32 protein-coding genes and 1 pseudogene are annotated in these 24,649 nt (G+C 69.5%); 13 read left to right on the forward strand and 20 right to left on the reverse strand.

Translation table 11 applies throughout. The annotated features are described in order from the left end of the window. Positions 1 to 5: 5 nt before the first annotated feature. A complete protein-coding gene (locus tag QIY60_RS29765) occupies positions 6 to 587 on the reverse strand; it encodes a TetR family transcriptional regulator (protein ID WP_283145265.1) in 582 nt (193 codons plus the stop codon). Between the two features lie 115 nt (positions 588 to 702). On the opposite strand from QIY60_RS29765, the gene QIY60_RS29770 reads away from it, so the two are divergent. Continuing rightward, entirely contained in the window at positions 703 to 933 is a 231-nt protein-coding gene (locus QIY60_RS29770) for a hypothetical protein (protein WP_283145266.1), read from the forward strand. Positions 934 to 961: 28 nt separating this feature from the next. Here the strand turns inward: QIY60_RS29770 and QIY60_RS29775 are convergent, their stop codons facing one another. The 3 genes from QIY60_RS29775 to QIY60_RS29785 form a co-directional block, all read right to left on the reverse strand. Next, complete coding sequence (locus tag QIY60_RS29775) at positions 962 to 1,963, reverse strand: acyl-CoA desaturase (RefSeq protein WP_283145267.1); 1,002 nt, start codon at positions 1,961 to 1,963, stop codon at positions 962 to 964. Between the two features lie 250 nt (positions 1,964 to 2,213). Further along, positions 2,214 to 2,486: a hypothetical protein gene (locus QIY60_RS29780; protein ID WP_283145268.1), complete on the reverse strand. Its 273-nt coding sequence runs from the start codon at positions 2,484 to 2,486 to the stop codon at positions 2,214 to 2,216. 5 nt (positions 2,487 to 2,491) lie between these two features. Then, positions 2,492 to 3,085, reverse strand: coding sequence for a DUF5994 family protein (locus QIY60_RS29785; RefSeq protein WP_283145269.1), 594 nt, complete (start codon positions 3,083 to 3,085; stop codon positions 2,492 to 2,494). Between the two features lie 407 nt (positions 3,086 to 3,492). Here QIY60_RS29785 and QIY60_RS29790 point away from each other — a divergent pair, with 407 nt between their 5' ends. Next, positions 3,493 to 3,960, forward strand: coding sequence for a DUF5994 family protein (locus QIY60_RS29790; RefSeq protein ID WP_283145270.1), 468 nt, complete (start codon positions 3,493 to 3,495; stop codon positions 3,958 to 3,960). Between the two features lie 54 nt (positions 3,961 to 4,014). Next, a complete protein-coding gene (locus QIY60_RS29795) occupies positions 4,015 to 4,647 on the forward strand; it encodes an STAS domain-containing protein (protein WP_283145271.1) in 633 nt (210 codons plus the stop codon). A 36-nt stretch (positions 4,648 to 4,683) separates the two neighbouring features. On the opposite strand, the gene QIY60_RS29800 is transcribed toward QIY60_RS29795, so the two are convergent. From QIY60_RS29800 to QIY60_RS29820, 5 genes are all read right to left on the reverse strand, one after another. Next, complete coding sequence (locus QIY60_RS29800; protein ID WP_283145272.1) at positions 4,684 to 5,400, reverse strand: GAF and ANTAR domain-containing protein; 717 nt, start codon at positions 5,398 to 5,400, stop codon at positions 4,684 to 4,686. 82 nt (positions 5,401 to 5,482) lie between these two features. Further along, entirely contained in the window at positions 5,483 to 6,250 is a 768-nt protein-coding gene (locus QIY60_RS29805; protein ID WP_283145273.1) for a GAF and ANTAR domain-containing protein, read from the reverse strand. 76 nt (positions 6,251 to 6,326) lie between these two features. Next, positions 6,327 to 6,500, reverse strand: a complete 174-nt coding sequence (locus QIY60_RS29810) for a CsbD family protein (RefSeq protein WP_283145274.1) — start codon at positions 6,498 to 6,500, stop codon at positions 6,327 to 6,329. Positions 6,501 to 6,517: 17 nt separating this feature from the next. Beyond that, positions 6,518 to 6,682: a hydrophobic protein gene (locus QIY60_RS29815; RefSeq protein WP_283145275.1), complete on the reverse strand. Its 165-nt coding sequence runs from the start codon at positions 6,680 to 6,682 to the stop codon at positions 6,518 to 6,520. A gap of 118 nt (positions 6,683 to 6,800) precedes the next feature. Beyond that, the gene (locus QIY60_RS29820) at positions 6,801 to 7,040 is read right to left on the reverse strand and encodes a hypothetical protein (protein WP_283145276.1); all 240 of its coding nucleotides are present in this window, start codon (positions 7,038 to 7,040) and stop codon (positions 6,801 to 6,803) included. Positions 7,041 to 7,402: 362 nt separating this feature from the next. On the opposite strand from QIY60_RS29820, the gene QIY60_RS29825 reads away from it, so the two are divergent. The 3 genes from QIY60_RS29825 (at position 7,403) to QIY60_RS29835 (ending at position 9,410) form a co-directional block, all read left to right on the forward strand. Further along, positions 7,403 to 7,681 (forward strand): hypothetical protein, encoded by a 279-nt coding sequence (locus QIY60_RS29825; RefSeq protein ID WP_283145277.1) that lies wholly within the window; start codon positions 7,403 to 7,405, stop codon positions 7,679 to 7,681. A 191-nt stretch (positions 7,682 to 7,872) separates the two neighbouring features. Next, positions 7,873 to 8,229, forward strand: coding sequence for a PRC-barrel domain-containing protein (locus QIY60_RS29830; RefSeq protein WP_283145278.1), 357 nt, complete (start codon positions 7,873 to 7,875; stop codon positions 8,227 to 8,229). A gap of 476 nt (positions 8,230 to 8,705) precedes the next feature. Then, positions 8,706 to 9,410, forward strand: coding sequence for a hypothetical protein (locus QIY60_RS29835; RefSeq protein ID WP_283145279.1), 705 nt, complete (start codon positions 8,706 to 8,708; stop codon positions 9,408 to 9,410). 46 nt (positions 9,411 to 9,456) lie between these two features. Here QIY60_RS29835 and QIY60_RS29840 read toward each other — a convergent pair whose 3' ends face one another. The 3 genes from QIY60_RS29840 to QIY60_RS29850 form a co-directional block, all read right to left on the reverse strand. After that, the gene (locus QIY60_RS29840) at positions 9,457 to 10,128 is read right to left on the reverse strand and encodes a hypothetical protein (protein WP_283145280.1); all 672 of its coding nucleotides are present in this window, start codon (positions 10,126 to 10,128) and stop codon (positions 9,457 to 9,459) included. Then, positions 10,125 to 10,532 (reverse strand): STAS domain-containing protein, encoded by a 408-nt coding sequence (locus QIY60_RS29845; RefSeq protein WP_283145281.1) that lies wholly within the window; start codon positions 10,530 to 10,532, stop codon positions 10,125 to 10,127. The genes QIY60_RS29840 and QIY60_RS29845 overlap by 4 nt, the downstream gene beginning before the upstream one ends. Positions 10,533 to 10,844: 312 nt before the next feature. Next, positions 10,845 to 11,336 carry an Rrf2 family transcriptional regulator gene (locus tag QIY60_RS29850; protein WP_283145282.1) on the reverse strand — a complete coding sequence of 164 codons (492 nt, stop codon included), beginning with the start codon at positions 11,334 to 11,336 and terminating at the stop codon, positions 10,845 to 10,847. Positions 11,337 to 11,483: 147 nt separating this feature from the next. Between QIY60_RS29850 and QIY60_RS29855 the strand changes: the two genes are divergently transcribed. Then, positions 11,484 to 12,224 (forward strand): NAD(P)H-binding protein, encoded by a 741-nt coding sequence (locus QIY60_RS29855; protein ID WP_283145283.1) that lies wholly within the window; start codon positions 11,484 to 11,486, stop codon positions 12,222 to 12,224. A gap of 40 nt (positions 12,225 to 12,264) precedes the next feature. Here QIY60_RS29855 and QIY60_RS29860 read toward each other — a convergent pair whose 3' ends face one another. Further along, entirely contained in the window at positions 12,265 to 13,515 is a 1,251-nt protein-coding gene (locus tag QIY60_RS29860) for an MFS transporter (protein ID WP_283145284.1), read from the reverse strand. Positions 13,516 to 13,743: 228 nt separating this feature from the next. Between QIY60_RS29860 and QIY60_RS32805 the strand changes: the two are divergent. After that, a pseudogene (locus QIY60_RS32805) lies at positions 13,744 to 13,814 on the forward strand (alpha/beta hydrolase); the annotation flags it as partial. 116 nt (positions 13,815 to 13,930) lie between these two features. Next, the gene (locus tag QIY60_RS29865) at positions 13,931 to 14,431 is read left to right on the forward strand and encodes an alpha/beta hydrolase (protein ID WP_283145285.1); all 501 of its coding nucleotides are present in this window, start codon (positions 13,931 to 13,933) and stop codon (positions 14,429 to 14,431) included. Positions 14,432 to 14,483: 52 nt separating this feature from the next. On the opposite strand, the gene QIY60_RS29870 is transcribed toward QIY60_RS29865, so the two are convergent. From QIY60_RS29870 to QIY60_RS29880, 3 genes are all read right to left on the reverse strand, one after another. Further along, positions 14,484 to 14,993, reverse strand: coding sequence for a hypothetical protein (locus QIY60_RS29870; protein WP_283145286.1), 510 nt, complete (start codon positions 14,991 to 14,993; stop codon positions 14,484 to 14,486). Between the two features lie 267 nt (positions 14,994 to 15,260). Next, positions 15,261 to 15,767, reverse strand: a complete 507-nt coding sequence (locus QIY60_RS29875) for a hypothetical protein (protein ID WP_283145287.1) — start codon at positions 15,765 to 15,767, stop codon at positions 15,261 to 15,263. 221 nt (positions 15,768 to 15,988) lie between these two features. Next, a complete protein-coding gene (locus QIY60_RS29880) occupies positions 15,989 to 16,399 on the reverse strand; it encodes a hypothetical protein (RefSeq protein WP_283145288.1) in 411 nt (136 codons plus the stop codon). Between the two features lie 139 nt (positions 16,400 to 16,538). Here QIY60_RS29880 and QIY60_RS29885 point away from each other — a divergent pair, with 139 nt between their 5' ends. Further along, positions 16,539 to 18,365 (forward strand): ABC transporter ATP-binding protein, encoded by a 1,827-nt coding sequence (locus QIY60_RS29885; protein ID WP_283145289.1) that lies wholly within the window; start codon positions 16,539 to 16,541, stop codon positions 18,363 to 18,365. A gap of 127 nt (positions 18,366 to 18,492) precedes the next feature. Here QIY60_RS29885 and QIY60_RS29890 read toward each other — a convergent pair whose 3' ends face one another. Together QIY60_RS29890 and QIY60_RS29895 are read right to left on the reverse strand one after the other, a co-directional pair. Continuing rightward, on the reverse strand, positions 18,493 to 18,651 hold the full coding sequence (locus QIY60_RS29890; RefSeq protein ID WP_283145290.1) for a hypothetical protein: 159 nt from the start codon (positions 18,649 to 18,651) through the stop codon (positions 18,493 to 18,495). After that, positions 18,648 to 19,355: a hemerythrin domain-containing protein gene (locus tag QIY60_RS29895; protein WP_283145291.1), complete on the reverse strand. Its 708-nt coding sequence runs from the start codon at positions 19,353 to 19,355 to the stop codon at positions 18,648 to 18,650. Before QIY60_RS29895 ends, QIY60_RS29890 begins: the two co-directional genes overlap by 4 nt. Positions 19,356 to 19,604: 249 nt before the next feature. Here QIY60_RS29895 and QIY60_RS29900 point away from each other — a divergent pair, with 249 nt between their 5' ends. Continuing rightward, positions 19,605 to 20,510, forward strand: coding sequence for a LysR substrate-binding domain-containing protein (locus QIY60_RS29900; RefSeq protein WP_283145292.1), 906 nt, complete (start codon positions 19,605 to 19,607; stop codon positions 20,508 to 20,510). Between the two features lie 391 nt (positions 20,511 to 20,901). Further along, positions 20,902 to 21,519 (forward strand): GNAT family protein, encoded by a 618-nt coding sequence (locus QIY60_RS29905; RefSeq protein WP_349253968.1) that lies wholly within the window; start codon positions 20,902 to 20,904, stop codon positions 21,517 to 21,519. Between the two features lie 184 nt (positions 21,520 to 21,703). On the opposite strand, the gene QIY60_RS29910 is transcribed toward QIY60_RS29905, so the two are convergent. After that, on the reverse strand, positions 21,704 to 22,765 hold the full coding sequence (locus QIY60_RS29910; protein WP_283145293.1) for an amidohydrolase family protein: 1,062 nt from the start codon (positions 22,763 to 22,765) through the stop codon (positions 21,704 to 21,706). A 400-nt stretch (positions 22,766 to 23,165) separates the two neighbouring features. Between QIY60_RS29910 and QIY60_RS29915 the strand changes: the two genes are divergently transcribed. After that, a complete protein-coding gene (locus QIY60_RS29915) occupies positions 23,166 to 23,507 on the forward strand; it encodes a hypothetical protein (protein WP_283145294.1) in 342 nt (113 codons plus the stop codon). Between the two features lie 240 nt (positions 23,508 to 23,747). On the opposite strand, the gene QIY60_RS29920 is transcribed toward QIY60_RS29915, so the two are convergent. Further along, positions 23,748 to 24,632: an MBL fold metallo-hydrolase gene (locus tag QIY60_RS29920; RefSeq protein ID WP_283145295.1), complete on the reverse strand. Its 885-nt coding sequence runs from the start codon at positions 24,630 to 24,632 to the stop codon at positions 23,748 to 23,750. Between the last annotated feature and the right edge of the window lie 17 nt (positions 24,633 to 24,649).

The following is a 24,649-nucleotide window of genomic DNA, read 5'->3' on the forward strand; positions in this document are numbered from 1 at the left end:
GCGGGTCAGGAGGTCAGTCGGCGGACCAGGGTGACCAGGGCCTCGCGCTGGTGCTCGGGGCCGCTCTGGGCGGCGGGGGACATCAGCATGCGGGTGAGCTGGGGAAGGGTGAACCAGGAGGCGGTCAGTGCGATCACCGCGTGCATGAGCTCGCCCGGGCCGACCGCGTCGGTCAGCGTCCCGTTCTGCTGGGCGGCGGTAACCGTGGCGATCTTCGCGGCGTAGTGGTCGGTGCGTTCGCACTCCGCGGCCACCCGGTCCTGGCAGAGCAGGCCCTCCCAGGCCAGCAGCCGTACGAAGTGCGGGTGCGTGTGGTGGTAGTCGAAGACCCGGCCCGCGTAGTCGCCCAGGTCGGCGGCCTGTTCATCGGTCAGGGGCACCGCTGCGGCGAGCTTCTGCAGCTCGGACTCCAGCACCGCGACGAACAGCTTCTCCTTGCTGCCGAAGTACTGGTAGATCCGCTCCTTGTTGACGCCCGCACGTGTCGCGACGCGGGCGACCCGGGCCCCCTCGGGGCCGTGCTCGGCGAACTCCTCGACCGCGGCGTCGAGCAGGAGCTGCCGCGTGCGTGCTGTGTCCCAGGCCATGCCATGACTTTAACTCATTCCCAACCATTGGGTTGGACATGGAGGTGAGGGGATGTCAGAATCCAACCCGACGGTTGGGGATCGAGCCTCCAGCCACCCTGACCGGGAGATTTCCATGTCCACGAACACATCTGCCGCCGCCCCGTCCGTCCACCGCCGCGCTGTGATCACCTGGCTGGCCGTCTACCCGACCATCACCGCCGTCCTCGGCCTGCTCGGCCCGACCACCGCCCACCTCCCACTGCTGCTGCGGACGCTGATCCTCACGGTGATAGTCGTCCCCATCGCCGCCTACGTCCTCATCCCGCTGCTGCTGAAGGCCAACACCGCGCTGGCCCGCCGCTGACCGCGCCGCGCGCCGTCCCGGTGACACCTCATGCACGGCGGTCCGCGATGCGGTCCGCGGTCGGCCAGCGCACATCGCGTACCCAGCCGAGGTGTTCGAGAAGGCGGATGACGGCGGCGGAGGGGTCGATCTGGCCGCGGTCGACGCCGTGGCGGGCGCTCGTCGGGTCGGCGTGGTGGAGGTTGTGCCAGCTCTCGCCGAACGAGAGCAGGGCCAGCGGCCAGAAGTTGGTGGCCCGGTCGTGTCGCCGGGTACGGAACGGCCGCTCGCCGATCAGATGGCACAGGGAGTTGACGCTCCAGGTCACGTGCTGGAGCAGGGCGATCCGGGCGAATCCGGCCCACAGCAGAGCGGTCACCGCGTACCGCCAGGTGCCCCCGATGGCCCAGCCCGCACCGAACGGCAGGGCCAGCGTCAGGACGCACAGGGCGGGGAAGGCCCGGGAGATCGCGCGGATGTCGCCGTCCGCCAGCAGATCCGGTGCGTACCGCGCGACCGGTGTCTGCCCGTCGCGGAACAGCCAGCCGACGTGGGCGTGGCCGAGACCGCGCAGCTGCCCGCGCAGATGGGTTCCGTAGCGGTACGGGGAGTGCGGGTCGCCGGGGCGGTCGGTGAAGGCGTGATGGCGCCGGTGGGTGGCGACCCAGCCGATGGGATCGCCCTGGAAGCTCATCGAGCCCGCCACGGCGAGCGCGATGCGCACGGGGCGTACGGCGGTGTAACTGCCGTGGGTGAGACCGCGGTGGAAGCCGACGGTCACTCCCAGCCCTGTCACCGTGTAGAGGCCGAGGGCCAGCAGGACGTCCGTGGGATGGACGAGGCTGCCCCAGAGCAGCCAGCCGCCGAGGCCGAGGGCCAGGAACGGGATGACCACGATCGCGCCGGTCACCGCCGCGTACAGCCGTCGGCCGCCGGTGCGCGCGGGCTGCGTGTCGTCGACGGGGAAGGGGACGCTCCCGTCGTACTCCTGCGACGACGGGAGCGTCGGCGGCGGGCCGACGGGCGGTGGGGAGGTGGAACTGGCGGACATACAGGGCTCCTTGACCTCGGTGGGGGTGGTACGGGTGAAGCGGCCGGGGTCTGGGGCTCTGGGGGTGGGCGTTGGTGGTGCGGGATGGAACGGTTGCGGGTCGGCTCGGTTGGGGAGTCAGACCGGTTGCTGGATCGCGCCGTTCGCTTTCGGTCCCCGCGCGTGGGCGGCCTTGGCGAGGTCGACCGGCTCGGGTGCCGGTTCCGGGGCCGGTGCTGGTGCGGCGGCTGCGGAATCCCTGCGTTCCGGATCAGTGCCCGTGCGCGTGCCGGATCCGGCGCCGGGGGCGCAGACGTCCTCGGCCCCCGTCCCGTTGGTCGCGGCGGGCGGGGACGGCGAGCGGCTCGGGCTTCCCGGGGACCGGCTGTGCGGTGCTGTCGCGGTCGCCCTGGCGGCCGGGTGCGAACCGGCTGTAGCGGTGCAGGGTGATCCGCTCGGCGTGCTGGGCGTTGAGTCGGTGGATCAGGCCTGCCGCGCCGATGATCAGGAAGACCATGACGAGGATGGTCAGGGCCGTGGTCATGGCGGTCACATCCCCACGAGGAGGCGGCTGGGCCGGGCCGGAACGTCGACGGGGATCGAGGGCGCCCCGCCCTCGTACTCCCATGCCTCTTCCGACTCGGTGGCGTCCCGCGACCGACCGGCGGTCGGGGTTGCGTCGGGGCCGCCCTCGGCCGCCATGAGCGCGCTCGCGGTCAGCGGCGGCCCGGTGGCGGTGGTCGCGGCGGCCATCAGCCGTGCGGCGGTGGCCTCATCGGTCTGCGGGGGGATCACCAGCAGATCCCAGCGGCCGACGCCGTAGGAGAGCAGGAGCAGTTTGTGCGGATCCAGCTCGGGCGTGAACCAGCCGGCCTTCACCACATGCCCGTGTACGGGAATCTTGCGCGGGATGACCGGCCAGTGCTGAGGATTGACGGCGATACGGGTGATCCGGGCCCACGTGGGGTCCAGCACATCGACCAGGGCGGGAAGTTCGCTCAGCAGATCGCGGGAGCGGGGCCACCAGGCTCCGTCCAGAAGTCCACGGGGAGCACCGGCGGCCTTCAGCGCGAGACGTGCGGTCGGTGCCGGGTCTGCGGGGCTCTCGCGCCGCGGCCCGGGAAGGTCAATGGTCGCGGACATCACGCGAACCCGTCTCCAGGTCGCCGCCCGTGGACAGCGGCCTGGTGTCTTCGCTCGCCGAGAACGACGCCGACACGGAGGCCGGGGTACGAAGTGCTCTCGGTACCTCCAGACTACTCCTCGGTCGGGCCGAAACGACAAGTACGGGGGAGGGAGAATCGGCTGTTGAACGTCGCGGCAGCGCGGTCGACGCAAAGCCCGGGGACCCGCCCGGCACGTGTGGGCCGGGCGGATCCCGATGCCGGTCGGAGGGCGGATCGCCGCGCTGCGCCCTGCGGCGGTGAGCGGCGCCGCAGCCACCCGGAGTACCGTGAAACAACGGCGTCATCTCGCCGCTCAACCACCCCATCGATGTCCGTACCGGCGCAGGGCGACGTGTCGGCACACCCGCAGGCAGGCGAACCACCATGGCGGAATCCGACATCCCCACCCCACCGAGACTCCTTCCGGACGCCATTCACCGAGCGGTGAAGCCCGGAACGGCGCTCCTCCGGCTGGAGACGACCCGGTCCCGCGAAGGGGTGCTCGACGGCGCGTGGTGGCCGCGCTCCCGTGACATCGCGGCGGAACTGCCCGCTCTGATCACCGCGCTGACCGAGCACCTCGGCCCGATCACGCGGGTCGGCCTCGACGCCACCGCCTGGCGGGGAATCCCGACGCGCCTGGTGATCGACGACCGCGTCGTGCACCTCGACTCGTTCCCGGTCGGTGACGACACCGTCCTCATCACCCGGGGCGACAACGACCATTTCTCGCTGCTCGTGGTCCCTCCGGACACGACCGCCGACGCCGCGCGCACCGCGATGGCCCGAGCCGTTCACGCCGACAACATCACTCAGGCCGCACAGCTCCTCATAGCGACGGTCCCCGATTGAGGACCGATCCGACGGCCGGCGCGGCAAGCGGAAGGGCGGCCCGGCTCCGGCCCGATGGTGCAGGAGCCGTGCCGGGGCCGGGTGCCCGATCCCGTGCACCCGGCGGGCTGTTCGTGGGTGAAGGGCAGGACTAGGGTGAGGGCAGCGCCCCAGCCCCCGGCAGCGTGCCGATCCGCTCCGAGGAGGCCCAGGGTGTCGACAAGTCCCCGAACCACTTCTTCGCCCGCCGGTGCACTGCGTCTGCACTCCGGCGGGGAGGGCGCCCGTACGTCCGCACAGGGGCGCAGGTCCCCGCCTTCGCCCACCGTCCCGGGCAGCCGTGCCCCGCTCACCCGTGGTACCGGGGGATGCGCGGTCGTCACCGTCAGGGGATGTCTGGGTCTCACCACTGTTCCGCGGCTGCGTGAGCGCCTTCTGCGGGTATCCCACGGTCCCGGAAGCTCCTTGGTCCTCGACCTGTCGGGCGTGACCTCCTGTGACGCCCTCGGCCTGGGACTGCTCGTCGCCACCGCACGCCGGGCCCGCTCCCTCGGCGGCGGGCTGTGCCTCCTCGCACCGAGCCCCAGCGCCGCCGCGGCGCTGGGCGCAGCCGGGCTGACCCGGCTCCTTCACGTCCATTCCGACCTCGGCACAGCGACCGGGACCGTGTTCGCCGCGCCCGCACCGGAGTTCGGGAAGGCGGCGTAGGCGACGTACCCGCTTGCTGCTTCGGGGGGGCGGACGTCAGGTGCCAAGGCCCGTGAGTGGCTCCGAATTGTCGATGAACGCTCGGGCGAGGTCGGACAGACGGCGGTTGTGGGCGCGGGCGTAGCCGCGCAGGGCGGTGAAGGCCTCTTCCATGTCGATGCCCTGGCGTTCGGCGAGTTTGCCCTTGGCCTGTTCGATCAGCACCCGGCTGTTCAGTGCGGTTTGCAACTGCTCGTTGAGGACGGTGCTGCGCTGGGTGGTGCGGTGCTGGAGGAGACTGATGGTGGCCACGTCGGCCAGAGCCTGGGCGATGTGGGTGGCCGAAGGGTCGAAGGGGCCGGGGACGGTACGGAAGAGGTTGAGCGCGCCCACGACGTCGTCGCGCAGGCGCATCGGCAGGGCCTGGACGGCCGAGAAGCCGCTCTGCCGGGCCAACGCGGTGAAACGCGGCCAGCGGGCCGCCTCCTTGCCGAGGTCGGGGACGTCTACGGGGGCGCCGGTGCGGAAGCACTCCAGACAGGGACCCTCGTCGTTCTGGAGCTGGAAGAGCTCCAGCAGGCGTACGCGTTCGTCGGAGGCGGCCATGACGCGGAGTTCGCCGTCGCGGTCCGCGAGCAGCACGCCGACGGCACTGGCCGCGAGCAGACCGGCGCACCGGTCCGTCAGCAGGCGCAGGAAGTCGATCAGGTCGAAGTCGGTGACCAGGTTGTCCGCCAGCTCGACGAACGTCTTGGCCAGGAGCTGTTCATGCATGGCGACACCCTTTGCTGGGAGTGGTTCCACCGGGAAGGAGACGGCCGACCGGGCGGCGTAGTTTTGGATGCCTGCCGGCGCGTCACTCCTCGTCATCGCACAGATCCTCGCCGGACCCGGAATCGGGGGAGAGACGGAGCCGGTGGGCCACCACGTCGGCGGCCACGTCGGCGAGACGGAGGCCCGTGGCGTACGCGTGGGCACGGAGCCGGACGAAGGCGGCGTCGATGCCGACGCCGAGCTGGACCGTGAGGATGCCGGTGGCCTGGTCGATCTCGGCCCGGTACCTGCCCAGGTCCTCCCTCCGTCCGTCCATCGACAGGTCGACCGACCGGACTCCCGATTCGTCGATCTGCGCGTCGAGGAGCACCAGCGTCGTGAAGTCGGCGAAGGCCAGGGCGTCGGCCACCTCCTCGGCGTTCAACTCGACGGGCACGCTGGAGTACAGGTCCAGGACCCCCGGGCTGATCGCCCCGACCTGCAGGGGGAGCGCGAAGACCGCGCGTACTCCGGCTTCCAGGGCGGCGTCGGAGAACACCGGCCAGCAATCCTGCAGCCTCCTCGTCAGGAGATCCGGTGTCAGGACGGCGGTGCCCTGCGCGAAGGCATCGACGCACGGCCCCTCGCCCAGCATGAGTTGCAGTTCTTCGAGCCGCTCGCTGATGTCGTCGGTGCTGCACAGCGGATGGCTGGCCGCGCGCCGGGACATCGCCGACACTCCCGCCCCACCCACCGGCAGCGCCGCCACGGCCGCGGCGCACACGTCCACCACGCCGACCCGGGCACCGCGCAGCGCCGCCTGCCGCGCCACCTGGTTCCGGATCCGCGCCGACCGGTTACCCGTCGTCATGGGACATACCGTCCGTCCGATGAGTGGTGCTCAAGTCGTGCGGTGGCGTCGGAGCCGGGGTCGGCCGATGGCTGGATCAGCGCCTGAAGGCGTCCTTGACGTGCTCGCCGGACTGTTTGAGGTTGCCGGCCACGCGGTCGGCCCGTCCCTCCCGCTTCAGACGCCTGTTTCCGGTGGCCCGGCCGACGCCTCCTTTGATTTTTCCGGTGATCGTCTGTGCCGTGTTCCTGATTTTGTTCCCAACCCTCATGACTTTTCCCTCTCGGACTACCGGCGGCCGCGGCTGAAGCGTCGGCCGCCGCCGCGTCCGCCCATGGTGAAACCGACGATCCACATGACGAGCAGGACGGCGGCGACCCACCAGAGGATCTGCATGGTGAAGCCGAAACCGAACAGGATCAGGACGAGCAGGAGCAGAAGAATCCACACCATGGCCGGGCCTCCGGGTCGGAAGGGGAGTTCCTGGATTCCGCGGGGTCCGGGCGAAACGGGAAGAGGATGCCCGGCCCGAACGATCCGGAGCGGCATGGCCCTACGCCGTACCTGCCAGTCAACTCCGGGCGATCTCCCCTGTCAACGCCATGGTGGTCACGGCGAGTCGGGGGATCGGGGCCGGGTCCCCCGGGGCGAACGGAGCTTCGGTGGCCTCTGCTCCGGACGCGGCGGACGCGGCGGCGGGAGTCCGGTCGGGCTCGGTCCGCGGCAGAACGCGGTCCTCCCACCAGGCCAGGCCCATGACCATGGAGAGCAGGATGAAGGGGGTGAGAGTGGGGAACAGTAGCGCGTACATGTGTACCGCCTGTTTGTCTGGACGTGGGGCAGAGAGGCAGTGGAACCATGCCTGGGCTGCCCGATGTAGGGAGCATCGAGGCCGTCCGGTCCAGGTCGCGGTGCGAGGACGTGGGCACCGATGCGCCGGGGTGCGCTCCCGAGGGGGCGCGGTAACTGCTCGGCGCTGCCGGGTTCCTGGGCACGCTCCGCGCACGCTAGTGCGGTCGGCGCACTCTGAACAGTCATCAAGGCGCCATCTGCGCGCTTCATTACGGAAGGGGCCTGGCGGAGAGTATCCGCACCCCTCCCGCGGGACTACGCTGTCGAGTGAGGCCCCAGTCCCCGGTTGCGATGACCCGATCCGCGCCCGGAGGCCCCGCCATGATCGTCCTGCTCGCTCTTCTCGTCATGGTCCTGTTCGGGCTCGGTTTCCTGAACGGCATGTGGTGGGTGGTCGCGGCCGTGGTGGTGTTCGGTCTCCTCCGGTACGGGCGGGACGGCTACGACGGCTGGGGCCGCGGTGACGATTCCGGATTCCGGAACTACCGCAACTACCGGGACCGCGTGGACCGCTGGGACCGTCGCTACAGCCGTCAGCGCCGGGGCCGGTGGAACCGCCAGGACCGGGAAGACCGCCAGGACCGCGAGCGTCACTGGTGACCGCGTCCGGGGCGTACGTTCAGCTATTTCACGTACTGGCACCTACATTTACCCATTTCCGGCCACTGGCCGGTTCTCCCAATTTTATTCGGATGTTTGGTGAAGTCAGATGGGGGGACCCGGACAACGACAGTCGAGCGGAGGGGAATCGCCCCCTCTGTTCTCCTGAGAAATTACATGGAGAGGCATTCATGACTGACATGTGGGGCTACCCGCAGACCGCCGGATATCAGGCGGGAAATGACCTGACCGGCTACAAGGTGGAGGCCACCGACGGCACCATCGGCAAGGTCGACAAGCATTCCGACGAGGTCGGCTCCGCGTATATCGTGGTCGATACCGGCGTATGGATCTTCGGCAAGCATGTGCTGCTACCGGCCGGCACGGTCAAGAGCGTCGACGTGTCCGCGCGAAAGGTGTACGTGTCCCGGACGAAGGACGAGATCAAGAACGCTCCCGAGTTCGACAAGGAGAAGCACCTGGGTGATGAGGACTACCACCGGAGCCTTGGCGCGTACTACCAGACCCCGCGCAACATGCCCCGATAGTACGGGGCTTCCGAGGTGGCGGTCGGCCGGATCACGGTCGGCCGCCACCTGTGCGATCCGGGGCTATGCTGCTGAGGAGACGTCCCAGACCCCGGCGCCGCAACGCGAGTTGGCTGCGATGCCGCTGGAAACGGGCCTCCCTCCGGTCTCCGGCGCATCCCCCTGACGGAACCGACCGGTATGGCACCTGAACTCGGGCCGCCGGACCGGCTGTCGGTCCGTCTTCCCGTGCGTCCACTGCGTCCGTCCCGGAGCACCGCCATGCCCATCCCGAATTCGACCGCCCACCGGCGCGGCAGGAAGAACGAGGCGCCGGTCCGCGACCGTACCGTCGGCCGCTCGCCCCGATCCGGCTGCCCGCCCCCCGGCCCCGCGCCCGCTCACCGACGGATGCTGCCCGGGCCCGGCCTCCGTTCCGCCACCCCAGCGCCGTGTCCCGCTGCGGGCGCGTCGGCCGTCCGGGCAGGTGCCCTGTGATGGCCGGCTCCAGCCCCGGGCAGGCACAGAGGCTGGAAGGCTACAACCCGTCCACGGGCGGCGCGGTGTACCTGCGGGGGCTGAGCCGCTGGCAGGCCGAGTCCCAGCGGGAAGACCTCGCGGACCTGTACGTGGAGTCCACCGGCGCGGTGTCCGGCGAGGAGTACCACAGCAGGGAGGGCTTCCTGCGCCGGTTCGCCGTCGACGTGCGGCGGCCCGGCTTCGACATGACGGCCGCGGAGGCCACGGTGCCGGGCGAGGCCGCCGTCCTGGTGGGGTGTGCCTTCGGCTTCCCCGTGCGGCGCGACGGTACCTGGTGGCGCGGGTTCCTCGGGGCACTCCCGCAACGCATCGAGCAACTCACCGCGTCCGGCCACGTCTTCGCGATCACGGAGGTCGTGGTCCATCCGCACGAGCGTGATCGTGGCCTCGCGCGCCATCTGCAAGAACGGTTGCTCGCCGACCACCAGGCATCCCTGGGCGCCACGCTGGTGGATCAGACCAACCATGTGGTGTACGACGCGTTCCGGTCCTGGGGCTGGCAGGACATCGGAGGGATCCGCCGGCAGCCCGGCCCCGTACTCCTGCGTGCGCTGGTTCTTCGCCTCGGCGAATGGACACCCTCGAAACCGGACGGCCTGGCCCACAACCCGGAGACGGAGCGGCCCCGTGAAGCGGACGGATTGGACCCGGGCATGAGGTGACCGGTCGGCAACGAGGTGCGGCCCGGGCGCCGATGCTGGTGATGTCCTAGAGGTGAGCCGTGGCAGATCCCCGGCGTGGCGCACGAGGGGCTGCGGGGCTGCCGTCGCAGGGAAGGACCAGAACCCGCCGCACGGTCTGGCTGGACGGCCGCCGTATTTCGCCGAGGTCCTCCCATCCCCAGGACCGGAACGCGGCGTGGGTCGTACGGTCTGCCGGGTTCACCAGGGCCACGCCGAGCGAGGCGTGGCGGGCGGCGAGCAACTGCTCCTGTAATTGCTGGGCGAGGCCGTGGTCCTGTTCGCGCGGGTGTGCCACGATCTCCGTGACCGCGAGGACACGCCCGGATGCGGTGAGTCGGTCGACTCTTTGAGGCAGTGCTCCCTCGAAGCCCAGCCACCAGGTTCCGTCCGGTCGTACGGGATAGCCGAAGGCGCACCCGGCCGGCGCCGTCGTCTCCGCGATCAGCATGGCGAACCCCGGCTGTCGGACGTTGGCCGCGAGGCGGCGCAGGAAGCCCTGTCGGCTGGTGTGCTCCGCAGCGAACGGGCAGCCGGGATCCACCATGTACAGATAGGACTCCACGTACAGATCCGCCAGGTCTTCCCGAAGGTCCTCGGCCTGCCAGCGGCTCAGCCGCCGCAGCCGCATCCCCTCCATGGGGGCTTCGCCCGCGCCGGGGTGCCTCTGCTGCCGCTCGCGTCCGGGCCAGGCCGTCATCGCATACCCCCCGCGTTCGTGACCGCGACCGGAACGGGCTGATGCGACACCGCGCCGGGGCGGGGGAGCGTCGGAGTCGGCGGGTCGGGGAGCGAATGAAGCAGGAAGGTGGAGCCGGTGAGTTCGAGGAGCCGGTGCAGGGCGGGCGACGGGTAGTGCAGTCGCAGGGCCCCTCCCGCGGCCGTCGTGAGTTCTGCCGCCTCCAGGAAGGTGTTGAGCCCGGTGCAGTCGCAGAAGGTGACAGGGATCAGATCGACGTCGACGGTCCGGATCCCGTCACGCAGGCACCGCGCCAGTGTCTCCTGCAGCAGTGGTGCGGTGGCGAGGTCGATCTCACCGGCCAGGGTGATGAGGGCCCGGGTCTTGCGGTCGTGACGGTAGACGTTCAGCTGAGGGAGGGGCATGGTGCCTCGGTTCAAGTGGCCCGCCGCGCAATGCGGTACGGCGGGGCCGGAGTCGGCGCCTCGGCCCGCATGTCGCGGTGCGGGTTTCGGTGCGCGCGGAGGCGGACGAGCGGCTTCGGCGCCGGGCGCGAATCCCGGCCCGGCATTCCGGGTCGCTCCTCGAAGGATGCGCCTGCCGAGAGGACCGGGGTCCGTTCCGACGGGCATCGTGGTCAACCGACATGTGCCGCCGGGGGCTTGGGCGTCCGTACAGCAGGATAGCCCGCATACGGAGCCGACGAGAGGCAGCGGAGCCGCCCTTATCGCGAGCTTTCAGTCGCCGGAGGAGTTCGCCGAGTTGAGCCACGCGCCGATGCCCGGCAGCGCCTCGGGTCCGCTGTCCCGCTCCACCGAGCCGACGAGATCCGCCACCGAGACGCCCCGCAATGAGGCCCGCCAGGCGGCGTCGGCGGCGGACATCGCACGAGCGATGGGGCACGGCCTCGTGCACTCCTCGGGCGGTGTTCCCAGGGGACCCCGCTGCCGGATCTCGGTGCACACGAACGCCGGATTCGCGCCGTCGACCGCCTGCACCACGTCCAGGACCGTGATGTCGGCGGCTGCCTTGGTCAGTACGTATCCGCCCGTCTTGCCCTGTACGGACTTCACCAGGCCCGCCCGGGACAGGGCCTGCATCTGCTTGGCCAGGTAGCTGGGGGAGACGTCGTGCAGCTGGGCCAGCCGGGCGGCCGGGACCGGCTCGGTCGCCGCCGTCAGGACCACGCAGCAGTGCAGCGCCCACTCCACGCCACCGGACAGTTTCACGCGACCTCCCATTTGACTCGGACATAGAGTATCCGAGTATTATCTCGGACATCAGGTATCCGAGTTTGCGGCGGGTCGGCGGCGCTCGGCTCACGACGGACACGGACAGACGCAGGCAGACGCAGACGGACACGGAAGGACATGGTCATGAAGATCACGGTCATCGGAGGCACCGGACTGATCGGTTCCCAGCTCGTCTCCCGACTCCGCGGGGCCGGACACGACGTAGTCGCCTCATCCCTGTCGACCGGAGTCGACCTGCTCACCGGCGTGGGGCTCGACCAGGCCCTCGAAGGCGCGGACACGGTCGTCAACGTGACGAACTCCCCGACGTTCGACGAAGCGTCCCCGGACTTCTTCCGCACCACCATGGGCCACCTGCTGGCCGCGGGCGAACGCGCGGGTGTGCGCCACCAGGTGATCCTCTCCATCGTCGGAGTCGACCAGGTGCCGCAACTGGACTACTACCGTGCGAAGGCGCTCCAGGAGGAACTGCTGCGGCAGGGACCCACCGCGTACTCGATCGTGCGCGCCACCCAGTTCTTCGAGTTCATGGACGCGGTCATGTCGTGGACCACCGAGGACCGCACGGTCCGACTGCCCTCCACCCGGCTTCAGCCCATAGCTGCGGACGATGTCGTCGACGCCCTCGCCGACGTCGCCACCGCACCCCCGCGCAACGGCATCCTCGACGTCGCCGGCCCCGACGTCTTCCCGCTGGACGAGCTCGGCCGCCTCACGGTGTCGGCCCGCCAGGACCACCTCACCGTCGTCACCGACGAGCAGGCGGGCATGTTCGCCGCGGTCGACGGCGACGTGCTCGTCGCCGGACCGGACGCGCGCGTGGCCCCCACCCGCTACGAGGGCTGGCTCAGCGCTTCCCGCTGACCGTACGACCCGCGGGCAGGGCTCGGAGTCCCCTCAAACCTCAAGCGGCAGTGGAGGGTGAGGGGGCGAGTTGATCGGCGGTGCGCGCCTCCCGGGTGCCGGAGACGGCGAGTACGAGTGCCTGGACGACCGCTCCGGACAGCCCGATCCACAGCGCGAAGCGGAAGCTGATCCGGTCGGCGAGCACTCCGCCCAGCGGCGCGCCCACCGCCACCATTCCCCAGTTGAACGAGCGGATCGTCGCGTTCATCCGCCCCCGCAGCCGGTCGGGCGTCACTGCTTGGCGGTAGCTCATTTCGACGGGGCTTCCGATGCCGATGGCCAGGGACACCACGAAGAAGGCCAGCGAAGCGGAGGCGAGCGCCCACGGTCCGGGCTCGGCGAGGACCAGGGGCAGCCAGCCGATGGCCGCCACCAGCCGGAAGGCGATGAGGGTGGCGCCGACGTCGAGCCTCCTGGACACCGGCCCCGAGAGCGCACCGCCGAGCACCGCACCGACGCCCCCGCACGCGTAGGTGGCTCCCAGGCCGAAGTCACCGATCTTCAGCTCGTGCAGGGCGAAGACCACGAAAACCGTGCTGACCATGGTGTTGAACAGCAGCATCGCGTGCGACGTCAGGGCCATCGGTGCCAGCGTGCGATGCCGGTAGACCCAGGCGACCCCCTCGCGCACCTCTTTGCCGAGGCTGTGCCGCGTGCCGCGATCGGGTACGGGGTCGTGCGCCTTCACCGAGGCGATCAGCAGGCCGGACGCCAGATAGCTGAGGGCGTCCACCAGGACGGCGAGCGGTGCGCCGACGAGTCTGATCAGCACCCCGGCGATCAGCGGGCCGGTCGAGCCGGCCACCGCGTTGGCCTGTTCCACACGGGCGTATCCCGCGTTGAGCTGTTCCTGGGGAACGAGCCGGGGCACGTACGACTGGTTGGCCGCGTCGAACAGCAGGCACAACACCCCGAAGGCGAAGACGAACAGGCACAGTGTGGGGATGGTCAGCCGGTCCAGTGCGTAGAGCAGGGGGATCGCGCCGAGCAGGACCGCCCGTCCGACATCCGTGGCGACCAGGATCGGCTTGCGCCGGCAGCGGTCCACCACCACTCCGGCCACCAGTCCGAAGAGCAGATACGGAACCCAGCGGGCGGCGTTGACGAGTCCCACCTGCGTGGCGGACGCGCTCAGCGTCACGGCGGTGAGGATCTGCAGGGCGAGGCCGGTCACCTGTGAACCGAAGGCCGATATGGCCGAGGCGGTCCAGAAGCGTATGTATCCAGGGACGTCGACCAGGCGCGGCATGATCGGACCGTATCAGCGGACGACGCACGCGTCTTGGGCCATGTAACTGAGTGGCTCTCGCCGTCGCGGCGGCGACGACCGGCAAGCGGCCCCTGTGTACCGATGGCTGTGTTCGGTACGCAGGGGCCGGGGCGCCGGATCGGCGACTGCTGTCGGCATGCGATGAGTTTCGCGAGGACCGACAGTCACATGGGGAGAAGGCGACGTCCCGGCGCGGAGGGTGCACCCATGACTACGTACGTGTTGATTCCCGGAGCCGGCGGCTCCTCCTGGTACTGGCACGGCGTCACGGACGAACTGAGCCGCCGGGGGCGGGACGTGGTGGCCGTGGACCTGCCGGGAGCCGATGCGGGGGCGGGGCTGCCGGAGTACGTGAATACGGTGGTCGACGCAGTCGGCGCGCGCGGAGCTGGTGGTGGTGGGACAGTCCCTCGGCGCGTTCACCGCGCCCCTGGTGTGCGCGCGACTGCCCGTGTCGCTCCTCGTACTGGTCAACGGAATGATCCCGCGCCCCGGCGAGACACCGGGGGAGTGGTGGGCCCACACCGGCCAGGAGGCGGCGCGCCGCGCGAACGACGTGCGCGAGGGCCGTGACCCGGACGCGCCCTTCGACCTGGCGACCTACTTCCTGCACGACCTGCCGCAGGCGGAGATCGACGCCTCGGGGGAGCACGCGGAGGAAGAGTCCGACGCGGTCTTCGCCACGCCGTTCACCCTCGACGCGTGGCCGCGGGTACCGACCCGGGCCGTGGTCGGCCGCGACGACCGGTTCTTCCCCGCCGCCTTCCAGCGCCAAGTGGCACAGGACCGCCTCGGCATCACGCCGGACGAGGTGCCGGGCGGACACCTGGCGGCACTGAGCCACCCCAGGGAGCTCGCCGACCGGCTGGAGGCGTACGTCCGAGCGGGCGCGTGAGAGGCGTGCGGCGTGCGGGCAGATCAAGCAACCTGGTGCGGCACGCCGCCGATCAGACCTTGGGCCCTTCCGCCGCTCTCGTACTCAGCAGCCGCTTCGCGGCCTCGACCGCGTCCCGATTGAGTTCCTCGACGGGGACGCCCCAGCTTTCCTCCCAGTTCTCCAGGTTGTGCGCGCAGTGGACCAGTGGCTTCAGGTCTTCGGGGTAGCCGAGGTCATCCGCGATGTCCATCCAGATCAGCAGCGTCCCGGTGGCGGGATCGAGGGATCCGTCAACGATCTGTTCGGCGATCCAACAGACCAGAGCCCACTTCGCGGCCCGGGGGTCGTCCGGCGCGCGGAACAGCAGTCCGAGCTCCTCCAGCACTTGGTCGAAGAGCTCAGGGGCTTCGGGCTCCTCACTGCGCAGGAGACCGGCCAGCATGGCGAGCGAGGGGCTGTGGACCCCGGCGATCAGGGCGTCCAGTCCAGCCTGGATGAGCCGGTCGGAACCGACATGTCTGTCGAATGCCCTTTCGCGCGCGATGTGGCTGAGTTGTTTGAGTGCGTCGTCCTGGTTCATCTCGGGCTTCTCCGTCGGCACCTGGGGCAAAGCACTCTCGCACGACGGCTGACGCCGTCGCCAATGAGTTTGCTTGTGTACGGCCCAGAGCGCGCAAGGGGGACCGAGGCGCGGGCGCGGCGGGCCGTTGCCGACCACCCCGCCCAGACTCGGCCCCTACCGTAGGCGTGGTAGCCCCGGATCGTCCGCCTGCTCGTTGCTGGCGAACTCGACCACAGCCTGGTCGCACCGGAGCCGAGCGTGTCGCTCGTACGCGCTGCCGGTCGTCTACCGGCAGTCGACGCCGTACATCAGCGTGTTGCCCCTGGAGTAGTCCCAGTCGACCAGTCCGGCGCAGGTGGCGTTTTTGCTCCCTGTCCACCAAGTGAACGTGAATGCCGCCGTGTAGCTCTCCGTGCCTGACGTCGCGACGGGTATGGGGCCGGCGTCCCACCAGGTGGCGCCGTTCGGAGGGCCGTTCTTCGGGCCTGTTCCGCCGTCCCGGGCTATTCCGATCCAGCCGGTGGTTGCCCGCTGGGACACCCCGAGGTCAAAGAAGTGCAACTCGGCGTAGGTGGTGCGATTGCAGGAATTGAAGCCCTGGATGAAGTCGCCGATGCTGTGGCCGTTGAGGGAGAGGTGCTGGACGGGCCCCACCGACCGCAGACACGAGTTGGGGGCGGCATGGGCCGGTGCGGTGGCCAGACCTGCCAGGCCTCCGGTGCCGAGCGCCAGGGCAGAGAGACTGACGGCGGCTTTTCTCCTGATCCATGGCACTTCATGACGAAGCTTCATCGAACTGTCCAATCCGGGGCCGCCGGTCGAGTCGACGCGGCGTACGCCCCTCGGGATCTGGCAGGTGAATACGCGCTTCTACGCGCTGCAGGGCGGGCGCGGAGAGCCCTCCGCTGCACGGAAACCTAGCGCCCTTGGCCACTGTCCGACCGTGGGTTTGGACGGACTGGGACAGCCTTGGACAGTCGTCCGAGCCGCGATCTCCTCGTCGGCATCCGCCCTCAGTCGGTCCCGGGAGATCGGCGCACCCATCCCGTCGGCGGCTGATCGACGCCAGGTCCGCCAGTGTGCGGTACCTGGACGTAGCCCTCGGCAGGCGTCGGCAGCGCGTCGATGCATGCTGTCGAGCAGGCGTTGACCAGCAAGGGCAGTACGTCGGCGCCCGATGTCCACAGCGAGATCCAGACCTGGTGGAGCTGCCCTCCCCCGATGCGCTGATCGCAGACGCTGCACGTACGGATGGCGGTGGCGCCCCATATCCCGGGGTCGAGGTTTTCAAGGTCGACAACCGGGGTGCCGGTGGCTGCGGCCGTCAGAGGCGGAAACGGCGGTCGGCTCTTGAAGTTGCCGTAGAGGGCGCGGGTGCTCACCGTGCTGTGCCTCAGGTTGGTGCACCGGGTGATCTCGTACATCTGTGCACAGTAACGTCGAAGTCGGCGACTCGTATGCGCGTATGTGCGATAGCCGGTCGGGCGAAAACCCGTGGACCCTGCGCCTGCCGGCGCGGGACACTCGTGTGCTCACCTGCCGGTCCGAGAGCACAGGGTTGGGATGGGATCACCTGAGTCGCGTGAATCGCACGAGGGCTTACCGAGCAGGGGCTCGGTGCTCCTCGCACTTTGTTACTACGGGCGCGAACTGGCCCGGCTGCGGCGGCTGACCGCGCCGGCGATGCTGTTGCCGGCGGTCGGCAACATCGGCATCCAGTACGTCGCTCCGCTGGTCGTCGCCAAGCTCGTCGCCCGGATCGCCGGGGACGGCGGCAGCGTCGGCATCGGGCCGATGCTGCCCTACGTCCTCGGCTTCGCCGGGGTGCTGCTGCTCGCGGAGGCGTTGTGGCGCATCGGGCTGCACTGCCTGAACCGGCTCGATGCCCGTGGTATCGAGCACTTGTATGTGATCGGCATGGACGAGCTGTTCGCCAAGGACGCCGCGTTCTTCCACGACAACTTCGCCGGGTCGCTGACCAAGCGGGTGCTGAGCTTCGCCACCCGTTTCGAGGACTGCGTCGACACGTTGACGTTCAACGTCGTCGGCAGCTTCGTGCCGCTGGTGTTCGCGTCGGTGGTGCTGTGGCAGTACGACCCGCTGCTCGTGGTGGGGCTGCTGGTGCTGATCGTGCTCACGGCGGTGTGCGTGGCACCCCTGATCCGGCGCCGTCAGGCGCTGGTCGCCCAGCGCGAGCAGGCGATCGCCCGCGTGTCGGGCCATGTCGCCGACAGTCTGATGAACATGGACACGGTCCGGTCGTTCGCCGCCGAGGAACGCGAGGCCGCCGAACACCGGTCCCGCGTCGCCGAGTCGCGGCGGCTCACACTGCGCTCCTGGGACTACGGCAACCTGCGCATCGACACGCTCGTCGCACCCATGTCCGTACTGACCAATGTGCTGGGCCTGCTGCTCGCCATCGGGCTCGGCGGGGGAGAGCACGGCGTCGAAGCGGTCATCGTCGCCTTCACCTATTACGCCAACGCGACGCGGATCATGTTCGAGTTCAACCAGATCTACCGCCGCCTGGAAAGCTCGATGACGGAGGCCTCGCAGTTCACCGAGCTGCTGCTCGAACCGCCGACCGTGCTCGACCCGGCATCCCCGGAACCGCTGCCGGCCCGGGCGGGCGAGGTGCGCTTCGAAGGGGTGACCTTCGCCCACGCGGGCGCGGAACCGCTCTTCGAGGGACTCGACCTGGCGGTGCCCAACGGGACGAAGATCGGGCTCGTCGGCCGGTCGGGCGGAGGCAAGACCACCCTGACCAGGCTCCTGCTGCGGATGACGGACATCGACGGCGGGCGGATCCTGATCGGTGGGCGGGACATCAGCAGGCTGCGGCAGGGCGAACTGCGCAGCCTGATCGCGTACGTGCCGCAGGACCCGGCGATGTTCCACCGGACGCTGCGGGACAACATCGCGTTCGCCCGGCCGTCCGCCACCGACGACGAGATCCGTCGCGCGGCCGAGGCGGCACACGTCACGGAGTTCGCCGACGCGCTTCGCGACGGCTTCGACACCATGGTGGGCGAGCGCGGGGTGAAGCTGTCCGGCGGCCAGCGCCAGCGGGTCGCCCTCGCCAGGGCCATCCTGCGCGACGCGCCGATCCTGCTGCTCGACGAGGCGACCAGTGCGCTGGACTCCGAGAGCGAGATCCTCGTCCAGGACGCGCTGTGGCGGCTGATGGACGGGCGAACAGCGCTCGTGGTGGCGCACCGGCTGAGCACGGTCGCCACCATGGACCAACTGGTCGTCCTCGACCGCGGACGGATCGTCGAACAGGGCACGCACCACAAACTGCTCGCCTCGGGCGGCGCCTACGCGAAGCTGTGGCAGCACCAGTCGGGCGGCTTCCTCGACGACACCCCCGAGCGGGCGGACCGGCACTGAACGCGGATCCGGCGGGCGGTACCGCGCCTCCTTCCGCAGCCCGCCAACCGCTTCGGGAGCGCGGCCCAGGCCCTGGCGGTGAGGCGCCACGCAGACGTTCCGCGGGGCCGCCAGACCCACAGGGTAGTCAGGAGGCCGACGCCCGTGCTGACCCACTGGAGAACGTGCCGGTGGCCACGGCCACCAGGGCGAGCCATCGTTCCAACGATACTGGTGCCGACGGTTCGGGATCCGGTCCCGGCGTGAAACCGGAGCCGGTTTCCTCGGTGGGCTCGACGGTCGTCATGACAACTCCTTGAGTGGTTGCGGGCCCACGGTCGTGGACGCGGCCGTGGGCAGTAGGTAGGAAGAGGAGGGAACCTGGATCCTCCACCGGTCGAGCACCGCGTACGTGGGTTGCCATTGATACGTATACGCACGGCGTACGTGTGTCGGCAGCTGAGCCAGTACGACGGTGGTCGTGTGGTCGTCGGCGCCTTCCAGGAGCCAGGGCAGGAGCTGCGCGGCATGGGGAGCGATCCGCTGGGCGTGGGCGCATAGGAAGTGCTCCCACTGCTGCTCGTTCACGACGGCCTGGACCAGCGGGAGCACGGCGTCCTCCTCGTGGGCGAGATGCCCGGCGAGGCCGGTGACCAGCGAGTTGGCTAGCTCGCTGAGGAGGACCGGATCGGTGCCGGGGTCGGCCAGGGCCTCGTCGACGGTCCCGACGAGGCGGGCGATCACGGTGTGCTCGACTTCGATCGCCTCCAGTCGCGTGAGGTCGTACGGTCGGCCGTCGAGGGCTTGGCGCAGTGCGGGCCACAGGGCGTCGTCCTCGGCGCCGTGGTGGGCGCGCAGGGCCCGCCTGAACATCTCCCAGCCGGCCGCGCCGTGCAGGATGCGCCGGGGGTCGGGGTCGTATCGGGCGGTGATCCGGGCGATGTGGCGCAGCTCCCTTCGCAGCGCGTTGTGCATCGCGTACATCACGGTCATGTCGAGTCTGTCGTTCACGTGGGTTTGTCTTCTCGTGTGGCAAGTCGGCCGAGTCGGCGTCAGGTGTGAGGGCAACGGTCAGGAGGTCCGCGACCTGATGGGCGTCCGGGCACGGGATGGTCAGGGGATGGCACGGGCTCGCCCTCGAAGGGTGCGTTTCCCGGGTGTCTCCAGGTGTCTCCAGCTTCCAACGGCGCCGCGTCCGGATCAACGTAGACTTCGCGCGGTGATCGATAACTCTGCGGTTATCGCGGTGCGGGGGCGACGATGGAACTACGTGACATAGAGATCTTCTTGGCGTTGGCGGAGGAACTGCATTTCGGCCGGACCGCCGAACGGCTCCGGATCTCCCAGGCACGGGTGAGCCAGGCGATAAAGAAGCAGGAACGGCGCATCGGTGCGCCCCTGTTCGACCGCACCAGCCGCTCCGTCACCCTGACCCCGGTCGGCAAGGTCCTGCGCGTCGAGCTCCAGCAGGCGTACGACCTGATCCAGGGCGGGCTGGCCCGCGCGAGCGAGGCCGCGCTGGGGGTGCGGGGGACCATCAGGCTGGGCGTCATGGGCGTGCTGGCCCACGAGCTGCGGCCCCTGATCGACGCGTTCCGGGCCCAGTACCCCGACTGTGACGTCGAACTCGTCGAGTTCCACTTCAGCGACCCGTTCACGCCGCTGCGCACCGGCAAGACCGATGTGCAGCTGCTGTGGCGCCCCGTCCACGAACCCGACCTCAGCGTCGGCCCCACCGTTCTCACCGAAGGCCGCGCCCTCGCCGTCACCACGGCCTCGCCTCTGGCCGAGCGGGAGTCCGTGTCCCTGGAAGACCTCGGTGGCCTGCGCCTCCTCGATCCCGGCCCCGAGGCGCCCGCGTACTGGTTCGAGGCCATGGTTCCCACGTACACGCCGACCGGGCGCCGTATCACGCGCGGGCTGGTCGCCCGGACCTTTCACGAAGTGCTCGCCCTCGTCGCCGCCGGGGACATCGCCACTCCCGTCAACGCCCACGTCCGGCGGTACTACACACCTCCCGGCATCGCCTTCCTGCCGGTCCACGATGCGCCTCTTACGGAGTGGGCGCTCGTGTGGCCCACCGCGGGCGAGAGTGCCCGGCTGCGGGCCTTCGTCCAGACGGCGCAGGACCTCGGCACGTGTCACATCAGCGACGGGGTGTGCTGAGCGCCAATTTGGGAGAGCGCGTGGACGTACCGGAACCGGGTGGGGCACTTGCCCGGTACGAGCGCGAAGAACGCGGCGTCACAGACCCGCTGGGTGGAACCGTTCCGCGAGGCGGAGACGGCCCTGCGGCAGCGGCCCCGTGGCAGGGGCACCTCCCAGGACTGCCCACATCGAGGCTGAACGAGGTGAGTGTGACGGAGGCCCCGTACGTCCCCTTCCGTATCGAAGCCGACCACGATCTGCTGGAGCGGCCCGCGCCGTTTGGGCTGTCTACGGCCACTGGCCGAGGGCACTTCGTACGACGGACGATTCGTACGACGGTCGAGGCGATCGCGAGCACGATGGCACGTGGCGCGCCGCGACGGAGCGGGCCCGGCATGGTGGCGCTTGTTTGCTGTACTTCGCGCGCTGGGACGTGATCGAATACGGGATGACATCGTTCTGGAGCGGCAGCCGGATACGCCTGCGCGGTATCGAGCCTGACGACTGGTCCGCGTTCATGCGCTTCGCCGTGGACGAGGAGCGGATGGGCGACCTGCTGAACCCGCCCCGCTCCGCCGAGAGTTTCCGTGACTGGGCGAAGGAACAGAGCGCTGCCAAGTCCGACGGTGACTGCTTCGGGTTGGCGATCGAGGCCGTCGACACGGGAGAGACGGTCGGTGCTGTCGGCTCGCACCACGCTGACCCGCGTGCGGGTTGGTTCGAGTACGGGGTCACCGTCGGCGCTGATCACCGAGGCAAAGGCTATGCAGCGGAAGCCGTGGTGATGCTGCTGCGTTTCATGTTTGCCGAGCGGCGGTTCCACAAGTGCGAAGCGCGGATCTTCGCCCACAACGAGGCGTCGCTGAGGCTTCACCGCAGGCTCGGTTTCGTCGAGGAGGCCCGCCTCCGCGATCACGTGTTCCTTGCCGGGCGACACCATGATCTCGTCATGATGGGCATGCTCGCCGACGAGTTCGCCCAGCTGCACTCGATGAGCGAGCCCGGTTGCTCCGTAACAGGTCCCTGAGAGTGACCGCCGCACACCGCACGTCATCCGAACAACAGTGAAACCGGTCAGACGACGTGCTGTCGTCTGACCGGTTCACCGAGCCCCGGCCTTCGTTCAGGCCGGCGTTGGCGGAGTTCACCCCTACGATCTACTGGGGCGCTTGAACCCCTGCACACCCGGCGTCAGTTGGCGGCCCGCCGCGTCACCTCGCCCTGCATACCCGCGGCGCGCTCTCCTTGAGGTTGAGCAGCCGGTAGTAGTTCTCGCCGAGGGCGATGTCACGGAAGGCCCGGTCGTCCAGCGCCTTGTTGATGCGGCTGGTGACTTCGAGTTCTTGGGAATAAGTGTGGTAGTCCTTGTCGCGTGAGGCCACGAAGTCGGTTCCGGGAATGGCCCTGGTGGGATACCGGTCGAGGAATGCGGCGTACTTCTGCCGTACTCCCGGCTTGCTGAAGTAGTTGTCTTCCAGGACCCGCCAGCTGAGGTCCAGCGTGAGGTTGGGGTATGTGTCCAGCAGCCTCTTCATGATCCCGATGTGCCGGTCGGGATCCATGGCGGTGAGCTCCTTGGACAGGCCCATGTGTGCCCACACGATCTTGTTCGCCGGGTACAGGCGAAGGGTCTGCTCCATCAGATGGAGATACTTCGTCTGATCCGCATTGCTCCCGAGGTCCGAGTGGATGGTGATGGGGATCCCGCGTTCCCGCAGCACCTTCATGAACGGCGCCCAGTTCTTGATGTTCTCGCTCGTCGCGGCCGTGTGGTGGTTGGGGAACAGTGCCTGCTTGACGAGGTTGACCTCTCCCGCCCACCGGAACACTCCCGGGAACTCCTTGTCGTAGAGGGCGATGCCGGGCGGGATGGTTTCCGGGTGGTTGAGGTCCATAAAGGTCATGGAGACCGCGAGTTCGGGGTCCTTGGGCTTGGCCGCCAGATAGTTCTCGGCGTTGGCGAAGTCGTTCTTCATGCTCGGCACCACGGGAGTGCCGGGGCAGTCCAGGTAGTAGGTGCAGGGGGAGTTCACCGGGAGCATCTGCCCGATGCCGTACATGCTCGCGTGCCGGACACCGCTTTTTTGCAGGTAGCCGGTGAGTTCCTCGAACCCGATCGCGGGCCCGCCGAACGGGCGGAAGTGCAGATGGCTGTCGACCTGTGAGGTGTAGGGCTCTCTCGCTCGGTCGAAGCACTCCGTTCCTGCCACCGCCGAACCCGCGCCCGCGGGCGAGGCGGCGATGGCCACCGCTGTCAGTACGGCACCGGCCATGCCGAGGCGCCTGCTGGTGTGTGACGTGCCGATGATGACCTCCGGTTGACGTGGTCGTCTGTCGCGACCTGGGGACCCCGGCGGCCAATCCGTCGCGGCCGCACGGACCTTGGGAACGTGCCCGAGGAATAGGCGCCGCAGCCTTGCCGTGCGGTCCGGGCGGCGGGGCGAAATTGTTCGACACGTCACCCGGGCACCAGTGCGCCGCCCTCCGCTTTCCCTCATTCCCGCGCTCCGCGGGCACACCACGCCCCCGGAATCCATCTCCGCCAAGATCTGATGGCCGATACCTCACCCGAGGAGCAAGTCGCGCTGGCGGTTGTGGAGCACCGCCTGACAGAGTGCGCGATAGGCCATCGTGCCGCCAACCAACGAGAGAGAAGAAGGAGGAGGGTACGCCATGAAGGCAGCCCGCCTGTTAGGTTCCCTCGGCATTGCCACCCTGTCCGTGGCCGGTCTCACCCTCAGCGCCGCGGCCCCTGCGTCCGCGACGCCGCACGCAACATGCCTGATCGGCCGAGGTGGTTCGTTCACCACGGTTGGGATCCACTGCAACCGACAGCTTCCGTCCGACAGGACCACCAAGATCACCCTGCTCGATCACTACACCGCCGAAACCTGGCGGTGCCTGAACGACCCCCCGGTGTACTTCTTCGTCAGCCCCGCGAGCAACCTCGCCGCTGAACTGCGCGTGGAAGAGGGAAACACCTACGTCGGCACCTCCTGCACACAACTGCGCTAGACCTCGCCTTCCTGCTGCACCGCAGCAGTACGAGGTTCCCAAGCGCACCCCCGCCCACAGTCGGGTAGCCGCCCCGGCTCGGCGGCGGCACACGGCAGCCGCCCGTCACCGGCGTGAAGCGCCTGGACGCCGGTCCGCTGCGGAGCGGGTCGCGGTTCCGGTGGACCACCCCCGTGCCCGCCACCCCCACGACGCCCGCAACCACCCTGACCATCACCTCGACCGTCCGGCTCCGGCGGATCAGGCGTCCACGGGCCGCCAGGCCGGGCCGTCTCCGTCCTGCCGGACGTGTCCGAACACCACGTCGGCGAAGTGGACGCCGAAGCCGATCGTGCCGGGCTCCGCCAGCTCGGCGACGAGGCGGCGGCGGTGGTCGGCGGTCCGGGCGAGGTCGTGGTCGAAGCCCGAGGACCAGTCGGGATGGTCGATCTGGATCGGCGAGTGCACGGCGTCACCGAAGGCGATCAGACGCCGTCCGCCCCCGGTGATGACGTACTCGGCGTGCCCGACGGTGTGGCCGGGGGTGATCCGCACCTGTACGCCGGGGAAGATCTCCTGCCCGTCCGTGATCGTACGTACGTGAGGTGCGAGGGCCGCGACCTGCGCGGTCATGCCCTGCGCTTCCAGGAGGTCGCGCCGGTCCCACTCGGGCTCCGAGATCAGGTAGTCGGCGTGGGCGAACACCGGCTGGTCGCCGCCGGGGGCGGGGTGGCAGGCCCAGCCGATGTGGTCGGCGTGGAGGTGGGTGAAGGCCACCGCCTCGATGTCCTCGGGGCCGCGGCCGAGCTCGGCCAGGCTGCGCAGGAGCGCGCCGCCCTGGATCACACCGAGGGGGCCTTCCGGCTCCTCGTGGGTCTGCGGGCCGAAGCCCGTGTCGATCAGCAGCGCGCGGTCACCGTGCTCGACCAGCAGGGCGCCGACGCTTCCCACGAGGTGGCCCGTGGCGTCCAGGTACTCCGGGTGTGCGGCCCACACCTCGTCGGTGGTGTCCTTGAGCAGGTGGAGCGGCCGGAGCCGTACATCGCCGTCCGGAACGTACGACACCTTCGTGTCGCCCAGCCGTATCGAGCGGATTCCCGCCGGGCGGCGCAGTCGTACGTCCTGATCCACCGTCAAGTCAGCCATGAGTTCTCCCCTGTGAG

The organism is Streptomyces sp. BPTC-684 (assembly GCF_030028635.1).
Taxonomy (GTDB): Bacteria; Actinomycetota; Actinomycetes; order Streptomycetales; family Streptomycetaceae; genus Streptomyces; species Streptomyces noboritoensis.